The sequence below is a fragment of the Rathayibacter sp. AY1A7 genome (genome assembly GCF_002930845.1).
Classification (GTDB): domain Bacteria; phylum Actinomycetota; class Actinomycetes; order Actinomycetales; family Microbacteriaceae; genus Rathayibacter.
The window spans coordinates 1-22774 of record NZ_PSTL01000019.1 but is presented as its reverse complement, the minus strand read 5'-3'; the positions used below and the strand labels follow the sequence as shown (position 1 = coordinate 22774).

Below are 22774 nucleotides of genomic sequence, written 5' to 3'. Positions count from 1 at the left end.
CGCGGCTCAGGAGTCGGACTCGTCGCTCCGACGGCGGGTGCGGCGGTCGAGCGCGGCCTGCGCCGTCTCGGCGGCCGAGTCCGGGGAGCCGACCGGCCCGGTGGGTCCGGCGAGGGTGCTCGAGAGCGACGACAGCCAGCCGGAGTCGTCGCGGCCGACGTTCAGCGCCGCCGAGAAGAGGGGGAGGTCGCTGCGGGCGGCGTGGATCGCGTAGGACTCGCGGGAGACCCCGTTGTCGGGGACGACCGGCGTCCGGCGGGACGCGCGCGTGGAGTCCAGGGCCCGCTCTTGTCGCGAGGCGTCCGACGCCTGCTCCTGGGGGGCCTGCTCCTGGGCGGCCTGCTCCCGGCGGGCGTCGCGCTCGTCGCGCGGGGTGCTGCTGTCGTGGTCCACGGCGGTCCTCCTGCTCTCCGCCCCGAGCGGAGCGACGGGCGCCGCGGTGACGGGGCGGCGCCCGGTCAGGCTACCCCTCGTTCAGGGCGCGGCGTCGTCGGTGGCCCCTGATCGTGGCGCGGGGCGCCAGACGACCAGCTCGGTCCGGCGCTGCGCGCGCGTGCCGTGGCGCAGAGTGACCACGTCCCCCTCGAGTCCGGCGGCGAACACGCGGCGGCCCGGCCGGTTGAGGAGCTCGTCGGCGAGGGCCGACTCCAGCTCGCGCACCCGCTGCGAGAGCGACTGCACCTGATTCTCGAGCTGCAGGATGCGCGCGATGCCCTCGAGCGAGACGCCCTCGGAGGAGAGCCGGGCGACCTCGCGCAGCTGCACCACGTCGCGCATCGAGTAGCGGCGCGACTTGCCCGCGGTGCGGGTCGGGCTCACGAGCCCGAGCCGGTCGTACTGCCGCAGGGTCTGCGGGTGCATCGCCGCCAGATCGGCGGCGACGGCGATCGCGAAGACGGGCGTGTTCTCGTCCATGTCTCCTCCTCCGACCGGTTGCGCCGATCCGGTGCTAGTAGCGGGCCTTCTCCAGGATGTCCTCGCGCGGGTCCTCGTCCGGCTCGGCGGCGGCGTAGGCCTCGAGGGCCTCACGGGCGGCGGCGGACAGGTGGCTCGGGACGGCGACCTGCAGGACGGCGAGCAGGTCGCCCGTGCCCTTGGGAGTCGTGACGCCGCGGCCCTTGACGCGCAGGACGCGGCCGCTCGGGGTGCCTGCGGCGACCCGGAGCTTGACGGGCTCGCCGCCGAGGGTCGGCACCTCGATCGTCGCGCCGAAGACCGCCTCGACGAAGGTCACGGGCACCGTCACGCGCAGGTTCAGCCCGTCGCGCTCGAACACCGGATGCTTGCGCACCGAGACGGTGAGCACCAGGTCGCCGGGATCGCCGCCGTCCGGGCTGGGGCGGCCCTTGCCGCGGACGCGGATCTTCTGGTCGTCGGCCACGCCGGCGGGGATGCGCACCGAGAGGGTGCGCCCGTCGCCGGTCTGCAGCTGGACGGTGTCGCCCCGGGTCGCGGTGCGGAAGTCGATGGTGGTGCTGGCGGTGACGTCGGCGCCCTTCTGCGGGCCGCCGAAGCCGCGGTAGCCGCCGCTGGGCTGGCCGAAGCGGCTGCCTCCGCCGCCGAACATGCCGCCGAGGATGTCCTCGAAGCCCGGCGGCGGGCCCTGCTGGGTGCTGTAGGAGGTGCGCCCGCCCTGGCCGAACATGCCGCCGAAGACGTCGTCGAACCCTCCGGGCTGGCCGCCCGCGGTGAAGCGCGCCCCGCCGCCCATGGCGCGGATCTGGTCGTACTCCTTGCGCTGCTCGGCGTCCGAGAGCACGGTGTACGCCTCGCTGATCTCCTTGAAGCGCGCCTCGGCCTTCGCGTCCCCCGGGTTGGAGTCGGGGTGGAACTGGCGGGCGAGCTTGCGGTAGGTCTTCTTCAGGTCCGCGGCGGAGACGTCCTTGGACACGCCGAGGACCTTGTAGAAGTCCTTGTCGAACCAATCCTGGCTGGCCATGTGCCTCTTCCTGTGTCGAATGCGGCGAGGGACCCCGCCCCGGTCCGGCAGCGTGCTGCCGAGCGGGGCGGGGTCCTCCGCGGTGGTGGTGCCGGTGGCGGGGTCAGTCGGCGGGGACTGCCACGACCACCTTGGCGGCCCGCAGCAGCGAGCCTCCGAGGTAGTAGCCCGCCTCGACGACGTCCGCGACCGTGGAGGTCTCGGCGCCGGGGGTGGGCTGCTGGAAGATCGCCTCGTGGATGTTCGGGTCGAACAGGTCGCCCACGGCGCCGGTCTTCACCAGGCCGAGCTTCTCCACTCCGCCGCGCAGCTTCTGCGCGATGGCCGTGAAGGGCCCGCCCTCGGCGAGGTCGCCGTGCTTCTCGGCGCGGTCGAGGTCGTCGAGCACGGGGAGGATGACCTTCACCGCGTCGCCGATCGCCCGCTCCTTGTCGACCTGGCGGTTGGCCTCGGTGCGCTTGCGGTAGTTCGCGTACTCCGCGGTCACCCGCTGGAGGTCGGCGAGGTGCTCGGCCGCGAGCGTCTCGGCGCTGGACTGTCCCGAGAGGAACGAGAGGTCGGCGTCCGAGAGGCTGGTCTCGACGTCGGGCCCCTCGGCCTCGATGAGGCCCTCCTGGTCCTGGGCGTCCTGCGCCGCCTCGGCTCCCGCCTCGCCGCCGGTGGCCGGCTGCTCCTCGGGGAGGTCCTGGGGCTCGTTCTCGGCTGCCATGGCTACTTCGTGTCCTTCGGCTCGTCCTCGTCGATGACCTCGGCGTCGACGATGTCCTCGTCGTCCTTCTTGTCACCGTCGGCCGGAGCGTCCGCGGGGGCGCTCTGCGCGGCCTGGTCCTGGGAGTAGATCGCCTGGCCGATCTTGGTCTGCGAGGCGTTGAGGGCGTCGAACGCGGTCTTGACGGCCGCGTCGTCGTCGCCGGCGAGCGCGGTCTTCAGCGCGTCGACGTCTCCCTGCACCTCGGACTTGACGTCCTCGGGCAGCTTGTCCTCGTTGTCCTTGATCAGCTTGTCGATCGAGTACGCCAGGGTCTCGGCGTTGTTGCGGATCTCGGCCGCCTCGCGGCGGGCCTTGTCCTCGGCGGCGTGCTCCTCGGCCTCGCGGACCATGCGGTCGATGTCGTCCTTGGGCAGCGACGAGCCGCCCGTGATCGTCATCGACTGCTCCTTGCCGGTGCCCTTGTCCTTCGCGGACACGTGGACGATGCCGTTGGCGTCGATGTCGAAGGTGACCTCGACCTGCGGGATGCCGCGCGGGGCCGGCGCGATGCCGGTCAGCTCGAACGTGCCCAGGTTCTTGTTGTCGCGGGTGAACTCGCGCTCGCCCTGGAAGACCTGGATCGCGACGGACGGCTGGTTGTCGTCGGCCGTGGTGAAGGTCTCGGACCTCTTGGTCGGGATCGCGGTGTTGCGCTCGATCAGCTTGGTCATGATCCCGCCCTTGGTCTCGATGCCCAGCGAGAGCGGGGTCACGTCGATCAGGAGGACGTCCTTGCGCTCGCCCTTGAGGACGCCGGCCTGCAGCGCGGCGCCGACGGCGACGACCTCGTCCGGGTTGACGCCCTTGTTGGGCTCCTTGCCGCCGGTGAGCTTCTTGACGAGCTCGGCCACGGCCGGCATGCGGGTCGAGCCGCCGACGAGGACCACGTGAGCGATGTCCTCGACCTTGACGCCCGCCTCGGCGATGACGTCGGTGAAGGGCTTGCGGGTGCGCTCGATCAGGTCGCTGGTGAGCTCCTCGAACTTGGCGCGGGTGAGCGTCTCGTCGAGGTTCGCCGGGCCGTTCTCGGTGAGCGAGAGGTAGGGCAGCTGGATGCTGGTCGAGGTGCTCGAGGAGAGCTCCTTCTTCGCCTGCTCCGCGGCCTCCTTGAGGCGCTGGCGAGCGATCTTGTCCTTCGAGACGTCGACGCCGGTCGAGTCCTTGAAGCGCTTGACCAGGTGGTCGACGACGCGCTGGTCCCAGTCGTCGCCGCCGAGGCGGTTGTCGCCCGAGGTCGCGCGGACCTGGATGGTCGAGAAGTCGTCGTCCTTGCCCACCTCGAGGAGGGAGACGTCGAACGTTCCGCCGCCGAGGTCGAAGACGAGGATGAGCTCGTCCTCCTTGCCCTTGTCGAGGCCGTAGGCCAGCGCGGCCGCGGTGGGCTCGTTGATGATGCGCAGGACGTTGAGGCCGGCGATCTCGCCGGCGTCCTTGGTCGCCTGGCGCTCGGCGTCGTTGAAGTAGGCCGGGACGGTGATGACCGCGTCGGTCACCTTGTCGCCCAGGTACTGCTCCGCGTCGCGCTTGAGCTTGCCCAGGATGCGGGCCGAGATCTCCTGCGGGGTGTACTTCTTGTCCTCCACGCCGAAGGTCCAGTCGGTGCCCATGTGGCGCTTGACCGACGCGATGGTGCGGTCGACGTTGGTGACGGCCTGGCGCTTCGCGGTCTCGCCGACGAGCACCTCCCCGTCCTTGGTGAACGCCACGACGGACGGCGTGGTGCGGAAGCCCTCGGCGTTGGCGATGACGGTGGGCTCGCCTCCCTCGAGGACGGCCACGACAGAGTTGGTGGTTCCCAGGTCGATGCCTACGGCACGGGACATATGCGTTGTTCTCCTTCGCGATCGGCGTCGCGCGGGCGGCTGCCGGTCAGTTGACGGGTGGTGCGGAATCCTCTGCGGGAGTTGAGCCCCGCACGCTCAAGTTTACGCATCCGTCGTCTCGCGTCAAGTCCGGACGCGAGAAGTTGAGTCGCATCGGCTCAACTCTCAGACTCACGGGTCCCGCCGCTTCCGGCCGTTCACCTCCTCCCCCTACGGTGGGCCCATGACGACGCGCACCGGCCGCTGGCCCGTCCTCGCCTGGGGCCTGTGGGACTGGGGCGGATCGGCCTTCAACGCGGTGGTGACCACCTTCGTCTTCACCGTCTACCTGACCACCGACGGGCTCTTCGGCACCTCGAGCGGAGTCTCGGCCGCGCTCGGCTGGTCCCTCGCCGCCGCCGGCGTGGTCGTCGCCGTCATCGCGCCGATCACCGGCCGCCGGGCCGACCTCGGCGGGCGCCGCCGGCTCTGGCTCGGGATTCACTCCGCCGTCGTCGTCCTCTGCATCCTGCTGATGTTCCTCGTGCGCCCCGACCCGGCCCTCCTCTGGCTGGGACTCGGACTGCTCGCGGTCGGCACGGTCTTCTTCGAGTTCGCGAGCGTCAACTACAACGCGATGCTCCTCCAGGTCTCGACCCGGGCGACCATCGGCCGCGTCTCCGGCTTCGGGTGGGGCATGGGCTACGTCGGCGGGATCGTCCTGCTGCTGATCGTGTACTTCGGCTTCATCTCGCCCGAGGTCGGGCTCTTCGGAGTGACGGGGGACGACGGCCTCGACGTGCGCGTCTCGATCCTGGTCGCCGGCGTGTGGTTCGCCGTCTTCGCCCTCCCGGTGCTGGTCGCGGTGCCGGAGACGCCGGCACAGGCGAGCCGGGCGGAGCGCGTCGGCGTGATCGCCTCCTACCGCGCGCTCTTCGCGCAGGTCGCCGCCCTCTGGCGCGAGAGCCGCAGCACCGTGGCCTTCCTCATCGCCAGCGCGGTGTTCCGCGACGGGCTCACCGGGGTCTTCACCTTCGGCGGCGTGCTGGCGCAGGGCACCTTCGGCTTCGACGCCGGCGAGGTGATCCTCTTCGCCATCGCCGCGAACGTCGTGGCCGGAGTGGCGACCATCTCGGTCGGCGCGCTCGACGACCGCATCGGCCCCAAGGCCGTGATCGTCGCCTCGCTCATCGGCCTGGTCGTCTGCGGCACCGCCGTCTTCGTCCTGCACGACGGGGGGAGCACGGTGTTCTGGATCTTCGGCCTGCTGCTGTGCCTGTTCGTCGGCCCGGCGCAGTCGGCGAGCCGCAGCTACCTGGCCCGCCTCATCCCGGAGGGACGCGAGGGCGAGATCTTCGGCCTCTACGCGACCACCGGGCGGGCGGCCTCGTTCCTCGCGCCCGCCGCCTTCGCAGCCGCCGTCTCGATCGCCGCGGCCGTCTCGGGCAGCGGCGAGGCGAACGTGCAGTACTGGGGCATCCTCGGGCTCGTCCTCGTCCTCGCCGTCGGACTGGTGCTGCTCCTGCCGGTGCGCCGCCCGCCGGCCACCGCCCCCGTCGTGCCGGAGCCGCGGGTCGCGCCGCCCGCCCGCCGGGACTGACGGGGCCCGGCCCGCGGAGACGCGGGCGAGGCCCCTCCCCGCGCGCCGCCGGACGCGGATCAGACCGTGGCGATCCAGAACACGATCAGCAGGAGCGTGACGAGGAAGCCGGTCAGGAAGTTCAGCGCGAGGAAGCGCTTCCAGCCCGCGTTCGCCCGCTCCGCCTCGGCGTCCTCGAGCGACCGGTACGGCCAGATGCTCACCGCGTACGGCACCGCGAGGATCGCCGCGAGGGTCCCCGGCCAGGGCAGCAGGAGCAGGAGCAGGCCGCTCGCGACGTAGGCGGCGATGGCGAAGCGCGTGGTCGCCTTCGCTCCGATCACGGTCGCGATCGAGCCGATGCCGCCCGCGCGGTCGGCCAGGATGTCCTGCACCGCGCCGAAGGCGTGGCTCGCGATCCCCCAGAGGAAGAACGCCACGAGGAGCGCCACCAGAGGTCCGGTGACCACGGTGCCCGCGAGGGCGATCCCGTAGACGGCCGGGCTGACGAAGTGGGTCGCCGAGGTCAGCGAGTCGACGAACGGGCGCTCCTTGAAGCGGAGCCCCGGCGCACTGTAGGCGATCACGGCGAAGACGCTGATCGCGAGGACCAGCCACGAGACCGGGGACCCGAGCAGCACGAGCGCCACCAGGAACGGCACGTTCGTGGCCACCGCCGCGATGAGCGTCGCTCGGTGCTCGCTCCGGTCGAGCACGGCGCCCTCGACGCCGCCCTTGCGGGGGTTCCGCAGGTCGGACTCGTAGTCGAAGACGTCGTTGATCCCGTACATCGCGAGGTTGTAGGGGATGAGGAAGTAGATCGTGCCGAGCACGAAGGCGAGGTCGATCTCGCGGGTGGTCAGCAGGTACGCCGCCGCGAACGGGTAGGCGGTGTTGACCCAGCTCAGCGGGCGGCTCGAGACGAACAGCGCGCGCAGCCGGTTCACGGCTCGCTCCGACGACGCGAGGGCAGGAGCACCCAGAGCGCCGGGAGGGCGAGGGCCGCGGCGATCGCGTAGGCGAAGTCCTCGATCGGAGCGACACCGATCCGGATGCCCGAGATCAGGTCGTCGTCGTAGGCGACCAGCAGGCCCACTCCGATCATGATGTTGTCGAACACGGCGGTCATCACCAGCAGCACGGTGAGGGTGCCGAGGACGGCGGGCAGGCGCAGGACGCGTCGGCGCAGCGCGAGCAGCAGCAGCACCAGCACAACCGCGAGGAACACGGCGTTGAGGAGGAGGTAGGTCACGCGCGCGCCTCCGCCCGCCGGGCGACCCGCTGCGAGAGGAAGCCGTGCACGTCCATCGTCAGGTAGCAGAGCAGAGTGAGGAAGAGGACCTCCTCGACCGGGAGCTCCGGCGCGATCTGCAGGCCGGTCATGTAGGAGGTCTCACCGCGGAAGAAGACGCCCAGGCCGATCCCCACGAGGTCCCAGACCAGGAAGAACGCGACTCCCGCGGGCAGCACGATCGCCGCGCGTCGCGCGTCCGCCCAGAAGAACAGCCGGAAGCGGCGGTCGAGCACGATCATCCCGGTGATCGAGACGAGGAGCGCGAGCAGGTAGAGGATCCCCACGCCTACTCCTTCACGGCGACGGGCGCGACCGGAGCCGACGGCGCCTCCCGCACGGGCAGCGGCTCGGTCGACACGTCGCCGCGCACGCGCTTGAGCATGACCTCGGCGCTGATGATGCACATCGGCAGGCCGATGCCGGGGATCGTGGAGCTGCCGGCGAAGAGCAGTCCGTCGACGTGCCTGCTGACGTTCCCGGCACGGAAGAAGGCGCTCTGCGAGAGGACGTGGGCCGGTCCGAGCATCGAGCCGCGCCAGGCGCCGAGGTCGCTCTCGAAGTCGGCCGGGCCGATGGTGCGGCGGACGACGATCCGCTCGGCCAGGTCGGTCGCGCCGGTCCAGGACGCGATCTGCGCGATGGCCTGGTCGGCGATGCCCTCGACGCGCGCATCGCCCGCGCCGTCGACTCCGCCGTGGCCGATCGAGGTGTCGGCCGGGATCGGCACGAGCACGAACAGGTTCTCGTGCCCCTCCGGAGCCGTGCTCGCGTCGGTCGCGCTCGGGCGGCAGACGTAGATCGACGCGGGATCGGGGACGGTCGGGTGCTCGCCGAAGATCTTGTCGAAGTTGTCGCGCCAGTCCTTCGTGAAGAGCAGGGTGTGGTGCTCGAGCTCGGGCAGCTCCCCGCGCACGCCCAGGAGGACGAGGACGGCGCTCGGGCCGGGCTCGCGCTTCTCCCAGTAGGCGGGCGGGTAGGTCCGCAGCTCCTCGGGGAGGAGCGACTGCTCGGTGGTGAAGAGGTCGGAGGCGTTGACGACCAGGTCGGCGGGGATCCGCTCCGTGCCGTCGGGGCCCGTGAACTCGACTCCGACGACCTCGGCGCCGCGGCGTCGGCCGCGGGGCGAGCGGGCGGTGAGGATCCGCGTCGCGGGCGAGGACGTGCGGACGGTGACGCCGGCCTCCTCGGCGACGTCGGCGACGGCCTCGATCAGCTTCGTGAATCCGCCCATCGGGTAGAGCACGCCGTCGGCGAGGTCGAGGTGGCTCATCAGGTGGTACATGCTCGGCGCGGCGAACGGCGAGGAGCCGAGGAAGACGGCCGGATAGCCGAGGATCTGGCGCAGCCGGTTGTCGGTGACCGCCGCCGCCGCGAACGTGTCGAGCGGCGTGAGCAGCAGGCGGCCGAGCCTCCCGGTCCGGCTGAGCACGTCGCGGCGCAGCAGCGGGAGGAAGGACGAGAAGCTCGTGTAGAGGAAGCGGCGCTTGGCCATCTCGTAGGTGTCGCGCGCGGAGTCGAGGTACGCGCGCATCCGCTCGCCCGCTCCGGGCTCGATGCTCTCGAAGAGCGCGAGGTTCGACTCGAGGTCGGCGAGCACGTCGATCGGCTCGTCGACGCCCTCGCTGTAGACCCGGTAGCCGGGGTCGAGCGTGACGAGGTCGAGGCGCTCCTCGGCGCTCGTGCCCATCAGGCGGAAGAAGTGGTCGAACACCTCGGGCATCAGATACCAGGAGGGACCGGTGTCGAAGCGGAAGCCCTCGTGCTCCCACGAGCCGGCGCGGCCGCCGACGGCCTCGCGCGCCTCCAGGAGGGTCACGTCGTAGCCGTCGCGCGCGAGCAGCGCGGCGGAGGCGAGTCCGCCGATCCCCCCGCCGATGACGACGGCGCGGTGCGGGCCGGTCCTCGAGCGGGTCGCGCGGACGGGGCCGGGGCCCAGGCGCGGGCCGAGCGTCGACACGGCCGCCTTCGCCGCGAGCGCCGCCTTGGCGGCCGTGGGCACGCTGACGCGGGCGCGGAGGAGCTCCTCGGCGGGCGTCGCGCGGATCCGGTCGGCCAGGGCGGCGAAGAGGGAGTGGGCCAGCAGGACCGCGCGCCGGCTCGAGCGCGGGAGCTCGGGCACGATGGCTGCGGCCTCGGCGAGGTCGTCGTCGAGGTCGGCGAGCAGCGAGGCCTTGTCGCGCTCGGAGAACGCCCGCGGGTCGACTCCGGGGAAGTAGCTGCGGCCGAGGCCGTCGACGTCGGCGGCGAGATCGCGGAGGAAGTTGACCTTCTGGAACGCGGCGCCCAGGCGGCGCGCTCCGGCCACGAGCCGCGCGCGGGCGGCCTCGGAGACGAGCCCCGCGTCCGGCGCCGCGAGGAACACGTGCAGGCACATCAGCCCGACGACCTCGGCGGAGCCGTAGACGTAGGCCTCGAAGGACTCGGGGGTGTGCTCGGTCTCGCGGAGGTCGGCGCGCATCGACGCGAAGAACGGCCGGGTGAGCTCGGTGCCGAATCCGGTCGCCCGCGCGGTCCGCGCGAAGGCGTGGATCACGAGGTTGGAGCTGTAGCCGGAGGCGAGCGCGCGCTCGGTCTCGGCCTCGAAGGCGTCGAGGGACTCCTCCACCGCGGCCCGGTCGAGACGGGCCTCCGCGGCGACGCCGTCGACGATCTCGTCGGCGACGCGCACGAGGGCGTAGACGTCCTCCACCCGCTCGCGGACGCCCGGGGCGAGCAGGCGAGTGGCCAGCCCGAAGGAGGTGGAGTAGCGGCGGATCACCTGCGCGGACGACTCGTGCGCGACGCGGTCGTACAGTTCGCTCTGGCGGCTCATCGTGCCACCGTACGGGGGCTCGGCCGGGCGGAGCGCATCGTCGCGCGCATCCGCGCGTGGCGGACAGCGCTCATCGGGTGCGCCCGACCACGCTGGCCACGAGCGGGCGGACCTCGTTGCGGAAGGCCTCCGACACCGCGGGCGTCTCCAGAGCCGCCCAGGCGCGATCGGCGAACTGGTTCGCGAGCCCCTCGGCGTAGCTGCGGGCGCCGCACTCCTCGAGGATGCCGCGCACCTTGTCCGCGGTCTCGGGCGCGAGGTGCTCGTCGCCGATCAGCGCCTCGATGTCGGGCCAGCAGTCCGTGCCGGCCGCGTGGGCGATGAGGACGGTGCGCTTGCCCTCGCGGAGGTCGCCCAGCGTGGTCTTGCCGGTCTGCCCCTCCGAGCCGAAGACCCCGAGCAGGTCGTCGACGATCTGATAGGCGATGCCGATCCAGCGGCCGAACTCGCCGAGGGCGTCCACCGCGGCGTCCGAGGCCCCGGCGAGGATCGCTCCGGCCTGCAGCGGCGCCTCGAACGAGTAGACGGCCGTCTTGAGGCGCTCCATCTCGAGCACCTCGTCGACCGAGGGCATGCCCGGCATGAGGGAGAAGTCCACATCGGCCAGCTCACCCGCGGCGGAGGCGAAGACGGCCTCGTCGAGCAGGGTGAGCAGGCGGGCCCGCACGCCGTCGGAGGCGCCGACGCCCTCGACGAGGCGGTGGGCGCCGGTGAGGGCGAGGTCCCCGGCGATCACGGCCACCGAGGTGCCCCGGTGCTCGGCGATCGGGATGGAGAGGCCCGCGGTCGTCGCCTCGTCGCGGTAGCTGCCCGAGACGTTCGGGCCGCCGCGGCGCACGAAGTCGCGGTCGATCACGTCGTCATGCACGATCAGCGCGGTGTGCAGCAGCTCGAACGCCGCGCCGAGATGGGCGGCGGCCTCCGGATCCTGGCCGCCGTGGGCCTCGTACGCGGAGATCACCATCAGCGGGCGGAAGCGCTTACCGCCGCGGGTGTTGGCCTCCAGCGTCTGCCAGAGGGTCAGGTAGCGGGGTCCGAGACGCACCGCCCGGGACCTCGCCAACGAGAAGAACCTGTCCAGGACGGCATCGACGTGCTCCTGCCTCAACCGGGACAGAACCACGGGGTCGCGCGTATCCACATGGGAAGGCTAACAAAGGGGAGAACCAGGACGATAAGCCGGCTGATGTGTTGCGGCGTGCTTGACTTGCGGGTATGACTTCGCCAGCCGCCACTGTGCAGACGGACCGGATCGAGCAGGTGGTCCTCCTCGACGAGGCCGGGAACGCCGTGGGGGTCGCCGACAAGGCGACCGTGCACGACACGGCCACTCCCCTGCACCTCGCGTTCTCCTGCCACGTCTTCTCCCCGGACGGCGCGCTTCTGGTGACCCGCCGCGCACTCGAGAAGCGCACCTGGCCGGGCGTCTGGACCAACTCCTTCTGCGGGCACCCCGCCCCGGGCGAGCGGGTCGAGGACGCCGTCGTCCGCCGGGCCGAGCGCGAGCTCGGCGCCCGGCTGGCCACGCTGGAGGTCGCCCTGCCGGACTTCCGCTACCGCGCGGTCGACGCGTCCGGCGTCGTCGAGAACGAGATCTGCCCCGTCTACACGGCGACGCTGTCGAGCCGCGACGCCCTCGATCCGCGCCTCGACGAGGTCATGGACTACGAGTGGGTCGACGCCGAGGCGACGCTCGCCGCCGTCCGCTCGACCCCCTGGGCGTTCTCCCCCTGGCTCGTGCTGCAGCTCCCCCGCCTGCTGGGCTGACCCCCGCGCCCTGATCCCTGCGCCGGAGTCAGTCGGTGTAGACGTCCGTGCGGTGGAAGCCGAGCGCCGAGCGCGACGCGGTCGGACCGCGCTGGCCCTGGTACCGCGAGCTGTACTCCGCCGAGCCGTAGGGCTTCTCGGCGGGCGAGCTGAGGCGGAAGAAGCACATCTGGCCGATCTTCATCCCCGGCCAGAGCGTGATGGGGAGCGTCGCGACGTTGCTGAGCTCGAGGGTGACGTGGCCGGTGAAGCCCGGATCGATGAATCCGGCGGTCGAGTGGGTCAGCAGCCCGAGCCGTCCGAGAGAGCTCTTGCCCTCGAGGCGCGCCGCGATGTCGTCCGGCAGCGACACCTCCTCGTAGGTCGAGCCGAGCACGAACTCTCCCGGGTGGAGGATGAACGGCTCGCCCTGCGGCGTCTCGACCAGGCGGGTCAGCTCGGGCTGGTCCTCGGCCGGATCGATGTACGGGTAGCGGTGGTTGTCGAACAGCCGGAAGAAGCGGTCGAGGCGCACATCGACGGACGACGGCTGCAGCATCGACGGATCGTGCGGGGCGAGCCCCACGCGGCCGGAGGCGAGTTCGAGCGAGATGTCGCGGTCGGAGAGGAGCACGCTGCGATCCTAGGGCGTGGCGCGACCCGGGGGCATGGGCCGGCTCCGGGCCTTGCTACGATGTCCTGGTGCGCCCGAGCGGCGCCGCGCGAGTGTAGTTCAATGGTAGAACTTCTGCTTCCCAAGCAGATGGCGCGGGTTCGATTCCCGTCACTCGCTCTCCTCCCCCCCTCGTCTGCGGCCGGTCCTCCGGCCCGACGCGAGCGGCTCCTCCTCCGGCCCGACGCGAGCGGCTCCTCCTCCGGCGCTGCAGCGGCGTCCGTCAGCGCATCTGCGTCCGGCAGCCCCGCGGTGTCCGTCAGCCCAGCAGCGGCAGCCGCCCGACGATCCTGTCGATCCGGTTCCTCGGCCCCACCAGGCTGACCGCGAGGTACTGCAGCTCGTCGGAGCCGCTCGCCGCCACCGCCTCCCGGTACTCGTCGTACACCGGGGTGGCCTGCGCCGACGCGGGCATGTCGGCGACGAACGTCCCGTCGTGCGCCTCGGCCTTCGCGCGGATCGCGAGCAGGGTCGCCGCGTCGGCGGCGAGGACCGTGCAGCCGGCCCACGGCAGACCGGGATGCAGCGATCCGGACGCGTCGGCGGGGCTCGGTCCGAGCAGCCCCGCGACGTGCGCGGCCGTCGCGGCGCCCACGCAGATCGCGGCGTTCACGGCGCGGCCGGCGGGGAGGGACTCGTCGACGACGACCACCCACTTGAGGCGGGCCGAGCGGGTGGGCGCGGCGGTGTCGATCTCGTCGGGGTGGAAGCCGACGGCGTCGGGGGCGGGGATGGTCATGATGCTCCTCGGTTCGTGCGCAGTGACGTCACGAACAGTAGGCAGGAGGGCTCCCCTTCGGCAGGATCTCCGTATGAACGACCAGCAGAACGGCCCAGGAGCGGCACTCGACGAACTCGACGTCCGGATCCTGCAGGTCCTGCAGTCGGATGCACGGATCACGAACCGTGACCTCGCAGCCGCCGTGCACGTCTCGCCGACCACCGCCCTCGACCGCACGAGGAGCCTCCGGCGCCGCGGCGTGATCACCGGCGCGACGCTCACTCTCGACTTCGCGGCCCTCGGGCGCGGCGTGCAGGCGCTGATCGCGGTCCGCATCCGTCCGCCGTCGCGCGAGATCATCGAGGCCTTCCGCGACTGGGTCGCCGGCCTCGACGAGACGGTCGGCGTGTTCGTCACCTCCGGCTCGGAGGACTTCATCATCCACGTCGCCGTCCGCGACAACCAGGACCTCTACGCCTTCGTCATCGACGAGCTGACGCAGCGCCGCGAGGTCGCCGACGTGCGCACCTCGGTCGTCTACGAGCACTTGCGCGAGCAGGTCGTCCTGCCGCTGGAGCCGCACGGCCGCGCGGAGCGGTGAGGCGCCCGCGCGGCGTTTCGACGCGACACGCCGGGCGGATCCGCGGCAGCGCGCGGGATCGCGGGACGCAGAGGGCAGGGTGGAGGGGTGACAGAGCTCGTCCAGATCCCGTCGCCGGGCGTCGCCCTCGAGTACGGGCACCCCGGCCGGCCCGTGGTGGTCGTGCTGCACGACGTGTTCGGGCGCCTGCCGTGGCTGGAGCCGTTCGCCGAGGCCGTGGCGAAGCACGGCTACCACGTGCTCGTGCCCGACCTCTACGACGGCTGGGCCACGCTCGCCCCGGAGGACGCGCGCGACCTCGCCGCGATGGCCGCGCAGGACCGCACCCTCGCCGCCGTCGCCGAGGCGGTCGGCGCCGGAGTCGCGGCCGGGGCACCGCGCAGCGCCGTCATCGGCTTCGGCTTCGGCGGCCGCCTCGGGCTGCTCGCCGCGGGCACCGGGCTCGTGGACGCGGTGGTCGCGTACTACGCCACCCTCGGTGCGGAGGAGCACGTGCTGGTCCCGTGCCCCACCCTCCTGCACTACGCGCAGAGCGACGAGTGGCCCGCGGGCGACGACCCGGAGTCGTTCGTCGGACGGCTGAAGGAGTCGGGGACGCCGGTCACGGCGCACACCTACCCGGACACGCAGCGGCACTTCGCGAACGGCAACCTGCGCGACGCGGTCAGCCCCGCCTCCGCGGCGCTCGCCTACGCGAGGACGCTCTCGTTCCTCAATCCGCAGCTCATCGACACCTGAGCTCAGCCCTGCACGTCGTGCAGGTGGTGCTGGACGTCGTGCAGGTAGTAGCGGGCGATCGTGTCGACCGTGAACGCCGCGCCGTCGCTGCGGCGGCCTCGGCGCTGCCACTGGGCACCGGCGACGGAGTCGAACACCTCGGCGATGCGCTCAGCCGCCTCGACCAGCTCGCGGCCGACCGTCGCGGGGTCCTGCTGGTCGTAGCGCTCCTCCACGGCGGTGACGTCCTGGTCCCAGTTGGGGTAGAGCGGGTCGTCGCCGGCGAGCATCAGCTGCACACGGGTGCGGTAGATGCGGTGCACGTCGCGCACGTGCGCGGCGTACTCGAGCGGCGACCAGGTCTCGTCGTCGGGCCGGCCCGCCGCGTCGTCGCGGTCGAGCACGTAGGGCCAGGCGGCGGCGTTCTCGCGGATGAGCTCGGCGACCTCGTCGGCGTCGACGAGCGAGGCGTCGAAACCGCACTCGAGGCACGGGCGCTCGAGGACCCAGGTCCAGTCCTTGGTGTCGGGAGTGATCGGCATGGCACCAGAGTAGGGCGCCGCCGGATCAGCAGCGCGTCGGGGTCCCCTGCACGGCGCCGCGCTCGCCGTCGGCCGTCCACGGGAGCCGGGGCAGGCCCTCGGCTCCCGCCGCGGCTCCCTGCTCGACCGCGATGGCGGCCAGGGTGCGGGCGACCGTCGCGGCGAAGTCCCCGCCGGGCGTCGAGCTGTTGATCGAGACGGCCACGGTCAGGCCCGAGACCGGGTCGGAGTACGCCGCGGTGACGAAGCCGGGCGCGAGGCCCGAGAAGCCGCGGAGGGGTCCCGCCTCGTGCCCGCCGAGCCCGGCGCGGAGGTAGTCGGCGCGGCCCTGGCCCTGGACGACCGGGTCCTGCCACATGGCGTCGCCCGCGGGATCGGCCGCGAGCCCCGTCGCCAGCCGCCGGAGGTCCTCCAGATCGGTCAGCGCTCCGCCCGCGGCGCCGAGCGCGGACGGGGACGCGGCGGTGACGTCGAGCCGCACGTCGCAGCGCTTCTCCCCGGTCGCCGGGTCCAGCGCGACCGCGTAGCCGCGGGGGGACGGAGCGGGCAGGTCGACCTCGGAGGCGCCGGGCAGCTCCGTGCTGCGCAGCCCGTACCGCGGCACCACGTACTGGTCGTAGAGCTCCCCGATGCTCCGACCGGTCACCTGCGCGGCGACGATGCCGGCGAGCAGCGGACCGGTGGCGGAGTCGGACCACGCCGCTCCGGGCTCGGCCGAGGCGCCGCGCACCTGGGCCGCGGCGAGCAGCTCGAGCGTCGGCCACTGCCGCGGGGGGTTCTGGAGCACGGTCGGCCAGAGCGCCGAGCGGAAGTCGGCCAGGCCGGAGGTGTGCGCGCAGAGCTCGCGCAGCGTGAGGCCGTCGATGCCGGGCAGGGAGCGAAGCGTCTCGCCGACGTCGGCGTCGAGGTCGACCCGGCCGGAGTCGGCGAGGGCGAGGACCACGTCGCAGGTCATCGCCTCGGTGCCGCCGGTGCCGAGCCGCAGGTGCGCGTCGGTGGTGAGGGCGGTGGTGCGCTCGTCCGACTCCCAGCCGACCGCGCCCTCCCAGCTGCCGCCCCACGGCGACCAGACGCCGGCGACCGCTCCGGTCGCGCCGGCGACGCCGACCGTCTCGTCGAGGAACCCCGACAGGGCGGAGGCGAGCTCCTCCGACGCCGCCTGCGCGGGCGCCTCCGCCACGCGCGAGGCGGCGGCGGGCGTGCAGCCGGCCAGTGCGAGCACGAGGACCGGGACGACGAGCAGCCCCGTCCGCGTCCGTCTGCGAGATCCCATGCCGTGCGACTCCCCCGTCGTCTGCGAACGGCACCACTGTACGGGGGCTCCGTCGGGCCGGAGAGGGCCGCTGAGCGCCCGATCGCGATTCGTGTCCTGACCGTGACCGGCGGAGTCCACCCCGTTCCCAAACCGGCAGGCGCCCGGTTACGAAGAGAGGGAGTACAGCGCAGAGGCGCTGCTCGAAGGAGGTAAGAGACCATGCGCAGATCCCCCAATCGACTGCTGGCGACTCTCTTCGGAGCCGTCTACGTCGTCGTCGGGCTGCTCGGCTTCGTCGTGACCGGAGGCGTGCAGTTCCTCTCGACCGAAGGCGGGCTCCTGCTCGGCATCTTCGAGGTGAACCCGCTGCACAACATCGCCCACCTGCTCATCGGAGGCGCGCTTCTGATCGCGGGCCTGTCGACCGTCGCCGCGGCGAAGACCGTCAACGTGACCGTCGGAGCGGTGTACCTGCTGCTCGGCATCGTCGGCTTCTTCCTGGTCGACACCGCCCTGAACGTGCTGGCGCTGAACACCGCCGACCACTTCCTGCACCTGGCCAGCGCGCTGGTGCTCCTGGGAGTCGGACTCGGCACCGAGAAGACGGCGAGGACGCGCACCGCCGCGACCGCCTGACCCGGGCGGCACCCGCCGCCCCCCTCTACTCCGTCCGCCGTGGGCCCGCCGTTTTCCGCGGCGGACGGACTGAACGGCCCCGGACGACACGATGCGGTGTGTCGATCCGGGGCCTCCTCTTCTTCCCCGATCCAGCGAAGGAGCCGCCATGACCACCGTGGCCCGCTGCAACGCCGCTTTCGCCGGACTCGGCGCCGGGCTCGTCCACCTCTCGCTCGCCGCCGGCGGCGAGGGCGTGCAGGCCCCGGTGATCGGGGTGCTCGGTGCCGTCGAGATCTTCTGGGCGGTCCTCGTCCTGGCGCGCGGCCGGATCGTCGTGCCGCGCTCCGCGCTGGTCGTCACGGTCGCCTCCCTGGCGGCGTTCGCCCTCGCTCTGGCCCTCGGCGCACTCGCCGAGCCCCTCCCCGCGCTGGCCGCCGCGGTCCTCCAGCTGATCGCGGTCGCCGTGGTGGCCGTCTCGCTCCGCTCTCCGCGCGTCGAGGAGAAGGCCGTCTCGCCGTCGCGAGCTCTCGTCGGACTCCTGGCCGGCGCGCTCACCGTCTCCGCCCTCGCCACCCCCGCCATGGCCGCCTCCTCGGGCGGCTCGGGCGACATGGGCGGGATGATGCACTCCGTCGTCGACGGCGGACACGGGCACTGACGCCTCTGGTCCCAGCGGCTCCGCTCGGCTAAGGTAAGGCAGTCCTCAGTCGCCGAGGGAGGCCACCGTGTCGAACGTCATCCCGTTCTCCGAGGCCCTACGCCTGCGCATCGGGCAGTCCGGCGCGGACGACGAGGGCGCCGCCTTCATGACCTCGCTGATGACCGGCTCCGGCAGCCGCGACGACTACATCGCGCTCATCTCGCAGCACTACTTCGTCTACGAGGCCCTCGAGGCCGTGGCGGAGGACATGGCCGGCGATCCGGTCGCGGAGCCCTTCCTCTCGGCCAAGCTCACCCGGCTCCCCGCGATCGCGGAGGACCTGCGCTTCCTCGTCGGCGAGGACTGGCGCGAGCGCATCCGCCCGCTGCCCTCGACCAGCGCCTACGTCGACCGGATCCGCACCGTGGCCTCGGGCTGGAGCGGCGGCTTCGTCGCCCACCACTACACGCGCTACCTCGGTGACCTCTCCGGCTGCGCGATCGTCCGCGGGCTGCTGCAGCGGCGGTTCGGCTTCGAGACCAACGGCGTCGGCTTCTTCCTCTTCGGCGAGATCGCCGCACCGTCGGCCTTCCGCGCCACCTATCGCGAGCAGCTCGACGCCGCGGGCTGGGACGAGGAGGAGCGCGAGCGGGTCATCGCGGAGGTCGCGGAGGCGTACCGGCTGACGACGGAGCTGTTCCGCGATCTCGCCCGGACCTGCGCGGCGGCCTGAGGGCCTGCTCCGACCTCCTCCGCGGGGCGTCAGTCCGCGGACGCCTCCGCGACGGCAGCCGGCTCGGCTCGCCGTTCGGACATGAAGCGCAGCACGTCCTTGTCGACGATGATGTCGCTCGGCCGGAGCGGCCGCGTCAGGTAGAGCCCCTCGAGGCTCGTGATGCGGCTGAGCGCCACGTAGGTCTGCCCGGGGGCGAAGGCGCGCTGCCCGAGGTCGACCACGGCGGAGTCGTAGGTCTTGCCCTGCGACTTGTGGATCGTGACCGCCCACGCCAGGCGGAGCGGGAACTGCGCGAACTCGGCGACGATCTCGCGGGTGAGCTTCTTCGTCGCGGCGGAGTAGGAGTAGCGGTAGCGCTCCCAGGTCGCGGGCTCGACCTCGTGGACCTCGCCGTCCACCTCGACCCACACCGTCCCCGCGACCTTCGTCACCCGGCCGATCGTGCCGTTCACCCAGCGCTGCTCGGAGTCGTTGCGCAGGAACATCACGTGCGCGCCGATCTTGAGCTCGAGGTTCTGGTCCGCCGGATAGGCGCGCCCGCCGAAGTCGCCGCTGATCTCGGCCGACGCGGTCTTCAGCGGGCCCTTCAGCCGCGCGAGCGCCGCCTGGTTGATGCGGTTGACCGTGTCGTTGCGGGTCGCGAGCGTGATCGCGTCGTCGGCCGGAGGCGTCCGCGCGCCCGCCGCGTTCAGCACGTCGGCGATCTCCTTCGTCACCATGCCGAAGCGGACCGCGTTGAGCATCCACTTGAAGCGCTCGTCGCTCTGCCGATGGATCCGGCCGAGCTCGACGATCCGCAGCGGCGCCTCCTGCCAGACGAGGGCGTCGAAGAACCACAGCGAGCGGTAGCGGTCGGCGAAGTAGGCGCGCTCCTCCGGATCGCCGGGCACGGGTGCGAGCTGGAACGGGTCGCCGAAGAGGACGACCTGCACGCCCCCGAACGGCTCGGAGCGCCGCTGCCGCGCCTGCCGGAGGCTGCGGTCGATCCCGTCAAGCAGGTCGGCGTTGACCATGGAGATCTCGTCGATGACGAGCGTGTCGATGGTGTTGAGGAGCTTGCGCAGCTCGGGCGGCTGGTCGAGGTCGGAGTCGGCGATGACGCCGATCGGCAGTCGGAAGAGCGAGTGGATGGTCTGGCCGCCGACGTTCAGCGCCGCGACGCCGGTGGGGGCGCAGATGACGATCTGCTTGTCGGTGTTCCAGCTCAAGTGGTTGAGCAGGGTGGACTTGCCCGTGCCCGCGCGACCCGTGACGAACAGGTGCTCGCGCGTGTTCTCGATGAGGTCGAAGACCCGCTGCTGCTCGTCGGAGAGGGTCGGCTGAGTCACCGCTCCACTGTACCCGCGGGCCGCCGGGACCCCGGGGCCCGGGCGCGGATCAGCCGCGCTTCTGGAGGGCGGCCAGGCGGTCGTTGTAGGCCGTGAGCTCGGCCTCTCCGGTGCGGTCGGCCTGGCGGTCGCGGCGCTTGGTCTCGCGGGCGTCGGAGCGGCTCCACATCATCGCGACGACGATCGCGAGCGCGAGGGTGGGGATCTCGCCGATGCTCCACGCGATGCCGCCGGCCGCCTGCTGATCGGCGAGCGCGGAGGTGCCCCAGCCCATCGCTCCGTACCAGTCGGCGAGGAGCAGCCCCTCCCCCGTCATCAGTGCGAGGCCGAAGAAGGCGTGGAACGCCATGGTGCCCAGCAGCAGCAGGAGGCGCATCGCGTAGGGCACGCGGTGCACACTCGGGTCCACTCCGATCAGGACGCTGACGAAGAGGTACCCGGTGATCAGGAAGTGGACGATCATCCACTCGTGGCCGATGTGGTCCGTGGTGGCCCAGCGGAACAGCGGGGAGTAGTAGAAGCCCCAGAGCGACCCGACGAACAGCAGCGCGGCGACGATCGGGTGCGAGATCGCGGTGGCGAAGCGCGAGTGCACAGCGAGCAGCACCCACTCGCGGGCGCCGCGGGAGCCGTCGGTGCGGCGGGCGGCGGCGCGGGCGATGAGCGTGACCGGTGCCGCCGGGACGAGCAGCAGCGGCACCGCCATGGTGAGGACCATGTGCGAGAGCATGTGGGCGCTGAACAGGTACTTCTCGTACGCGTTCACCCCGCCGTTAGTGATGTAGGCCAGGAGGAGCATGCCCGCGATCCAGAGGATCGTGCGGTGCAGGGGCCAGCGGTCACCCCGGCGGTGCAGGCGCACCACTCCGGCGACGTAGAAGGCGATGGCGAAGGAGCAGACCAGGAGCCAGACCAGGTCGATGTTCCAGAGCGTGAGGAAGTTCATCGCGCTCGCGGGCGGCGGCAGGGGCTCGCCCGTCAGCAGCTGGGCGGGGGTCGGATCCGTGAGCTGGCTCGCGGCGATCTGGTCGACCGGGGTCGCGGTGCGCGCGAGAGCCGCGGCGACTCCGGACGCGATCCCCATGAAGGCGATCTCGGCGCCGACGAGCCACCAGAAGCTGCGGCCGCCGACACCGCCGGCCTTCCGCATCCGCTCGATGAGGTAGCGGCGCTGCAGCACGCCGAACAGGCCCAGCGCGACCAGCGCCGCGACCTTGACCAGCACGAGGATCCCGTAGCCGGTGAGCAGGTTGTCGAGGGTGGCGAGCCGGAGCTCGGCGCTGACGTAGCCGGACGCCGCGACCACGACGAAGCTCACGAGCGCGAGGCTGGAGTAGCGCTCGATCACGGGCAGCAGGCGGGAGCCGCCGAGCAGGGGCCGCAGGGCGATGACGGTGATGAGGCCGCCCAGCCAGATCGCCGCGAAGACGAGGTGCAGGCCCAGCGCCGTGACGGCGGCGTCGTGCCCGCTCGCTCCCGCCGCGTGCCCCTGCTGCGCCATCGGCAGCAGCGTGAGCAGGGCCAGGCCCGTGACGAAGACGAGCGCGGTCTGGTTGCGGACGGCGAAGCAGAGGACGGTGACGACGGCCGCGAGCAGGGTCGTGATGAGCCAGGCCTGGCCGACCTCGATGCTGCCGATGAAGTAGCTGAGCTTGGTGCCGAAGTCGCGGTCGAGGCTCAGGGGCGTCTGCGTGACGTTGAGGAAGGTGAGGAACCCGGTCACCGCGCTGGCCGCCGCGAAGAACGCGGCGCTGGCGGCGGCGACGTCGAGGGCGATCGAGAACTCGGTGCGCGGCTCGGGCGCGGCCTCGGCGGGCGCGGGGCGCGCGGGCGCGACTGCGGTGCGCGTCGATCCGGCGCGGGAGGAGGACTGGCCGCCGCGCGAGGACTGGCCGCCGCGCGAGGAGGCGTGAGCGGTCGAGGCGCGGGACGAGGACCGGGCGTCGCGGGCGGCGGCGGCGCGGGGGCTCAGCGCGAACAGCGTCAGCACGAGCGAGCCGATCATGCCCGCGGCGCCGAGATTGACGGCCAGCTTGGCGATCGGGAGGCCGTAGCGGACCACGGGGCCGGGATCGTTCAGCAGCGGAGCCGCGGCTCCCCCGCCGAAGGCCAGGGCCGCGAGGAGGGCGACGAGCGCTGCGGCGACGAGCACGAGCGCAGGGCCGACGATCCGGACGGTTCGATTCACCGGTCCAGCCTACGTTCCGCGGCTGATCGGCAGCCGCGTCCGCGGACGATCGGCGGCCGCGTCCGCGGACGACGACGGCCCCGGCGCAGTGCCGGGGCCGTGTCGGAGGGCGCGACTACTTCGCGGCGGCCTTGAGCTTGGTGCCCGCGGAGACCTTGACCGAGTGGCCGGCGGCGATCTGGATGGTCTCGCCGGTCTGCGGGTTGCGGCCGGTGCGTGCGGCGCGGGAGGTGCGCTCGACGGCGATCCAGCCGGGGATGGTGACCTTCACGTCGTTCGACACGGAGTCGGCGAGGGTGGTGAAGAGCGAGTCGAGGACGCCGTTGACGGCGGCCTGGCTCTGGCCGGAGTCGGCGGCGATCTTCGCGACGAGCTCGGTGCGGTTGAGCGACTTGTCAGCCATGGAGTGTCCTCCCAGGACGTTCTCGCTGTCGGAACAGCTGGTTTCGATGGATCGTCCTCGGCCGGGGACGGACGTCCTCAACCGGTCGGACCGTCGGTAACCTACCAGCCCCGCCCCGGATCTCCGGCGATTCCGGCCTCGAGACGCCCGGAACGACGCCGATCGCGCCGGTCGGTCCCTCCACAGGAGGCGCTCGGCGCCTCTCGTCCACCGGTCCGCCGATCGCCTCTCCGCAGAGTCCGCCGCCTGACGAGGATCGGCTCATGACGACGACGGCACTCCTCCCCCTACCCGCTCCGGCCGACGCGGCCCTCCCCCGGCCGCGTCGGCCGGAGGGGGTAGGGGGAGGAGTGCCGTCGTCGTAATAAGCGGATACTCTTCAGACGGCCGACTCTGAGGAGAGGAGCCTAGCAGCTCCCGTGATGTGAC

Annotated in this window: 24 protein-coding genes and 1 tRNA gene; 8 read left to right on the top strand and 17 right to left on the bottom strand. The window is 72.3% G+C overall.

Annotation, left to right across the window (positions count from 1 at the left end):
• Positions 1-6 precede the first annotated feature (6 nt).
• The 5 genes from C5B95_RS13575 to dnaK form a co-directional block, all read right to left on the bottom strand.
• A complete protein-coding gene (locus tag C5B95_RS13575) occupies positions 7-393 on the bottom strand; it encodes a hypothetical protein (RefSeq protein WP_104349402.1) in 387 nt (128 codons plus the stop codon).
• An 81-nt stretch (positions 394-474) separates the two neighbouring features.
• Positions 475-915, bottom strand: a complete 441-nt coding sequence (locus tag C5B95_RS13570) for a heat shock protein transcriptional repressor HspR (protein ID WP_104349401.1) — start codon at positions 913-915, stop codon at positions 475-477.
• A 34-nt stretch (positions 916-949) separates the two neighbouring features.
• A complete protein-coding gene (locus C5B95_RS13565) occupies positions 950-1939 on the bottom strand; it encodes a DnaJ C-terminal domain-containing protein (RefSeq protein WP_104222888.1) in 990 nt (329 codons plus the stop codon).
• A gap of 103 nt (positions 1940-2042) precedes the next feature.
• Positions 2043-2648, bottom strand: coding sequence for a nucleotide exchange factor GrpE (locus C5B95_RS13560; protein ID WP_104222889.1), 606 nt, complete (start codon positions 2646-2648; stop codon positions 2043-2045).
• A 2-nt stretch (positions 2649-2650) separates the two neighbouring features.
• A complete protein-coding gene (gene dnaK, locus C5B95_RS13555; protein ID WP_104222890.1) occupies positions 2651-4513 on the bottom strand; it encodes a molecular chaperone DnaK in 1863 nt (620 codons plus the stop codon).
• Positions 4514-4736: 223 nt separating this feature from the next.
• Between dnaK and C5B95_RS13550 the strand changes: the two genes are divergently transcribed.
• Positions 4737-6092 (top strand): MFS transporter, encoded by a 1356-nt coding sequence (locus tag C5B95_RS13550; protein WP_104349400.1) that lies wholly within the window; start codon positions 4737-4739, stop codon positions 6090-6092.
• 59 nt (positions 6093-6151) lie between these two features.
• Here the strand turns inward: C5B95_RS13550 and C5B95_RS13545 are convergent, their stop codons facing one another.
• The 5 genes from C5B95_RS13545 to C5B95_RS13525 form a co-directional block, all read right to left on the bottom strand.
• Complete coding sequence (locus tag C5B95_RS13545) at positions 6152-7018, bottom strand: prenyltransferase (RefSeq protein ID WP_104222892.1); 867 nt, start codon at positions 7016-7018, stop codon at positions 6152-6154.
• A complete protein-coding gene (locus C5B95_RS13540; RefSeq protein ID WP_104349399.1) occupies positions 7015-7323 on the bottom strand; it encodes a lycopene cyclase domain-containing protein in 309 nt (102 codons plus the stop codon). Before C5B95_RS13540 ends, C5B95_RS13545 begins: the two co-directional genes overlap by 4 nt.
• Complete coding sequence (locus tag C5B95_RS13535) at positions 7320-7649, bottom strand: lycopene cyclase domain-containing protein (protein WP_104349398.1); 330 nt, start codon at positions 7647-7649, stop codon at positions 7320-7322. Before C5B95_RS13535 ends, C5B95_RS13540 begins: the two co-directional genes overlap by 4 nt.
• Positions 7650-7651: 2 nt before the next feature.
• Positions 7652-10177, bottom strand: coding sequence for a phytoene desaturase family protein (gene crtI / locus C5B95_RS13530; protein WP_104349397.1), 2526 nt, complete (start codon positions 10175-10177; stop codon positions 7652-7654).
• A gap of 70 nt (positions 10178-10247) precedes the next feature.
• Positions 10248-11222, bottom strand: a complete 975-nt coding sequence (locus tag C5B95_RS13525; protein ID WP_258060007.1) for a polyprenyl synthetase family protein — start codon at positions 11220-11222, stop codon at positions 10248-10250.
• 170 nt (positions 11223-11392) lie between these two features.
• Between C5B95_RS13525 and idi the strand changes: the two genes are divergently transcribed.
• On the top strand, positions 11393-11944 hold the full coding sequence (idi, locus tag C5B95_RS13520; RefSeq protein WP_104349395.1) for an isopentenyl-diphosphate Delta-isomerase: 552 nt from the start codon (positions 11393-11395) through the stop codon (positions 11942-11944).
• A 28-nt stretch (positions 11945-11972) separates the two neighbouring features.
• On the opposite strand, the gene dcd is transcribed toward idi, so the two are convergent.
• The gene (dcd, locus tag C5B95_RS13515) at positions 11973-12557 is read right to left on the bottom strand and encodes a dCTP deaminase (protein WP_104246931.1); all 585 of its coding nucleotides are present in this window, start codon (positions 12555-12557) and stop codon (positions 11973-11975) included.
• A gap of 88 nt (positions 12558-12645) precedes the next feature.
• On the opposite strand from dcd, the gene C5B95_RS13510 reads away from it, so the two are divergent.
• Positions 12646-12716 (top strand) — tRNA-Gly (locus C5B95_RS13510).
• 139 nt (positions 12717-12855) lie between these two features.
• Here C5B95_RS13510 and C5B95_RS13505 read toward each other — a convergent pair.
• On the bottom strand, positions 12856-13335 hold the full coding sequence (locus C5B95_RS13505) for a DUF2000 domain-containing protein (RefSeq protein ID WP_104349394.1): 480 nt from the start codon (positions 13333-13335) through the stop codon (positions 12856-12858).
• Positions 13336-13408: 73 nt separating this feature from the next.
• Between C5B95_RS13505 and C5B95_RS13500 the strand changes: the two genes are divergently transcribed.
• Positions 13409-13918 (top strand): Lrp/AsnC family transcriptional regulator, encoded by a 510-nt coding sequence (locus C5B95_RS13500; protein WP_104255349.1) that lies wholly within the window; start codon positions 13409-13411, stop codon positions 13916-13918.
• Positions 13919-14005: 87 nt separating this feature from the next.
• Entirely contained in the window at positions 14006-14656 is a 651-nt protein-coding gene (locus tag C5B95_RS13495) for a dienelactone hydrolase family protein (RefSeq protein ID WP_104349393.1), read from the top strand.
• 2 nt (positions 14657-14658) lie between these two features.
• On the opposite strand, the gene C5B95_RS13490 is transcribed toward C5B95_RS13495, so the two are convergent.
• Together C5B95_RS13490 and C5B95_RS13485 are read right to left on the bottom strand one after the other, a co-directional pair.
• Positions 14659-15177 (bottom strand): DinB family protein, encoded by a 519-nt coding sequence (locus C5B95_RS13490; RefSeq protein WP_104222903.1) that lies wholly within the window; start codon positions 15175-15177, stop codon positions 14659-14661.
• A 25-nt stretch (positions 15178-15202) separates the two neighbouring features.
• Complete coding sequence (locus C5B95_RS13485; protein WP_104249916.1) at positions 15203-16450, bottom strand: serine hydrolase; 1248 nt, start codon at positions 16448-16450, stop codon at positions 15203-15205.
• Between the two features lie 201 nt (positions 16451-16651).
• On the opposite strand from C5B95_RS13485, the gene C5B95_RS13480 reads away from it, so the two are divergent.
• The 3 genes from C5B95_RS13480 to C5B95_RS13470 all read left to right on the top strand — a co-directional run bounded on the left by C5B95_RS13480 (position 16652) and on the right by C5B95_RS13470 (position 18423).
• On the top strand, positions 16652-17068 hold the full coding sequence (locus C5B95_RS13480) for a DUF4383 domain-containing protein (RefSeq protein WP_104246935.1): 417 nt from the start codon (positions 16652-16654) through the stop codon (positions 17066-17068).
• A gap of 148 nt (positions 17069-17216) precedes the next feature.
• Positions 17217-17708 (top strand): hypothetical protein, encoded by a 492-nt coding sequence (locus C5B95_RS13475; protein WP_104349392.1) that lies wholly within the window; start codon positions 17217-17219, stop codon positions 17706-17708.
• A gap of 67 nt (positions 17709-17775) precedes the next feature.
• A complete protein-coding gene (locus tag C5B95_RS13470) occupies positions 17776-18423 on the top strand; it encodes a heme oxygenase (biliverdin-producing) (protein WP_104226125.1) in 648 nt (215 codons plus the stop codon).
• Positions 18424-18452: 29 nt separating this feature from the next.
• Here C5B95_RS13470 and C5B95_RS13465 read toward each other — a convergent pair whose 3' ends face one another.
• From C5B95_RS13465 to C5B95_RS13455, 3 genes are all read right to left on the bottom strand, one after another.
• Positions 18453-19754: an ATP-dependent RecD-like DNA helicase gene (locus C5B95_RS13465; RefSeq protein WP_104222908.1), complete on the bottom strand. Its 1302-nt coding sequence runs from the start codon at positions 19752-19754 to the stop codon at positions 18453-18455.
• A gap of 49 nt (positions 19755-19803) precedes the next feature.
• On the bottom strand, positions 19804-21942 hold the full coding sequence (locus tag C5B95_RS13460; protein ID WP_258060006.1) for a bifunctional copper resistance protein CopD/cytochrome c oxidase assembly protein: 2139 nt from the start codon (positions 21940-21942) through the stop codon (positions 19804-19806).
• Between the two features lie 115 nt (positions 21943-22057).
• On the bottom strand, positions 22058-22345 hold the full coding sequence (locus C5B95_RS13455; protein WP_056037903.1) for an HU family DNA-binding protein: 288 nt from the start codon (positions 22343-22345) through the stop codon (positions 22058-22060).
• Positions 22346-22774: the final 429 nt, after the last annotated feature.

Bases quoted from the DNA above. Each gene is read 5' to 3' on its own strand.
- C5B95_RS13570 (WP_104349401.1), bottom strand. From the start codon at position 915: ATGGACGAGAACACGCCCGTCTTCGCGATCGCCGTCGCCGCCGATCTG.
- C5B95_RS13565 (WP_104222888.1), bottom strand. From the start codon at position 1,939: ATGGCCAGCCAGGATTGGTTCGACAAGGACTTCTACAAGGTCCTCGGC.
- C5B95_RS13560 (WP_104222889.1), bottom strand. From the start codon at position 2,648: ATGGCAGCCGAGAACGAGCCCCAGGACCTCCCCGAGGAGCAGCCGGCC.
- dnaK (WP_104222890.1), bottom strand. From the start codon at position 4,513: ATGTCCCGTGCCGTAGGCATCGACCTGGGAACCACCAACTCTGTCGTG.
- C5B95_RS13550 (WP_104349400.1), top strand. From the start codon at position 4,737: ATGACGACGCGCACCGGCCGCTGGCCCGTCCTCGCCTGGGGCCTGTGG.
- crtI (WP_104349397.1), bottom strand. From the start codon at position 10,177: ATGAGCCGCCAGAGCGAACTGTACGACCGCGTCGCGCACGAGTCGTCC.
- idi (WP_104349395.1), top strand. From the start codon at position 11,393: ATGACTTCGCCAGCCGCCACTGTGCAGACGGACCGGATCGAGCAGGTG.
- C5B95_RS13505 (WP_104349394.1), bottom strand. From the start codon at position 13,335: ATGACCATCCCCGCCCCCGACGCCGTCGGCTTCCACCCCGACGAGATC.
- C5B95_RS13500 (WP_104255349.1), top strand. From the start codon at position 13,409: ATGAACGACCAGCAGAACGGCCCAGGAGCGGCACTCGACGAACTCGAC.
- C5B95_RS13490 (WP_104222903.1), bottom strand. From the start codon at position 15,177: ATGCCGATCACTCCCGACACCAAGGACTGGACCTGGGTCCTCGAGCGC.
- C5B95_RS13485 (WP_104249916.1), bottom strand. From the start codon at position 16,450: ATGGGATCTCGCAGACGGACGCGGACGGGGCTGCTCGTCGTCCCGGTC.
- C5B95_RS13480 (WP_104246935.1), top strand. From the start codon at position 16,652: ATGCGCAGATCCCCCAATCGACTGCTGGCGACTCTCTTCGGAGCCGTC.
- C5B95_RS13475 (WP_104349392.1), top strand. From the start codon at position 17,217: ATGACCACCGTGGCCCGCTGCAACGCCGCTTTCGCCGGACTCGGCGCC.
- C5B95_RS13455 (WP_056037903.1), bottom strand. From the start codon at position 22,345: ATGGCTGACAAGTCGCTCAACCGCACCGAGCTCGTCGCGAAGATCGCC.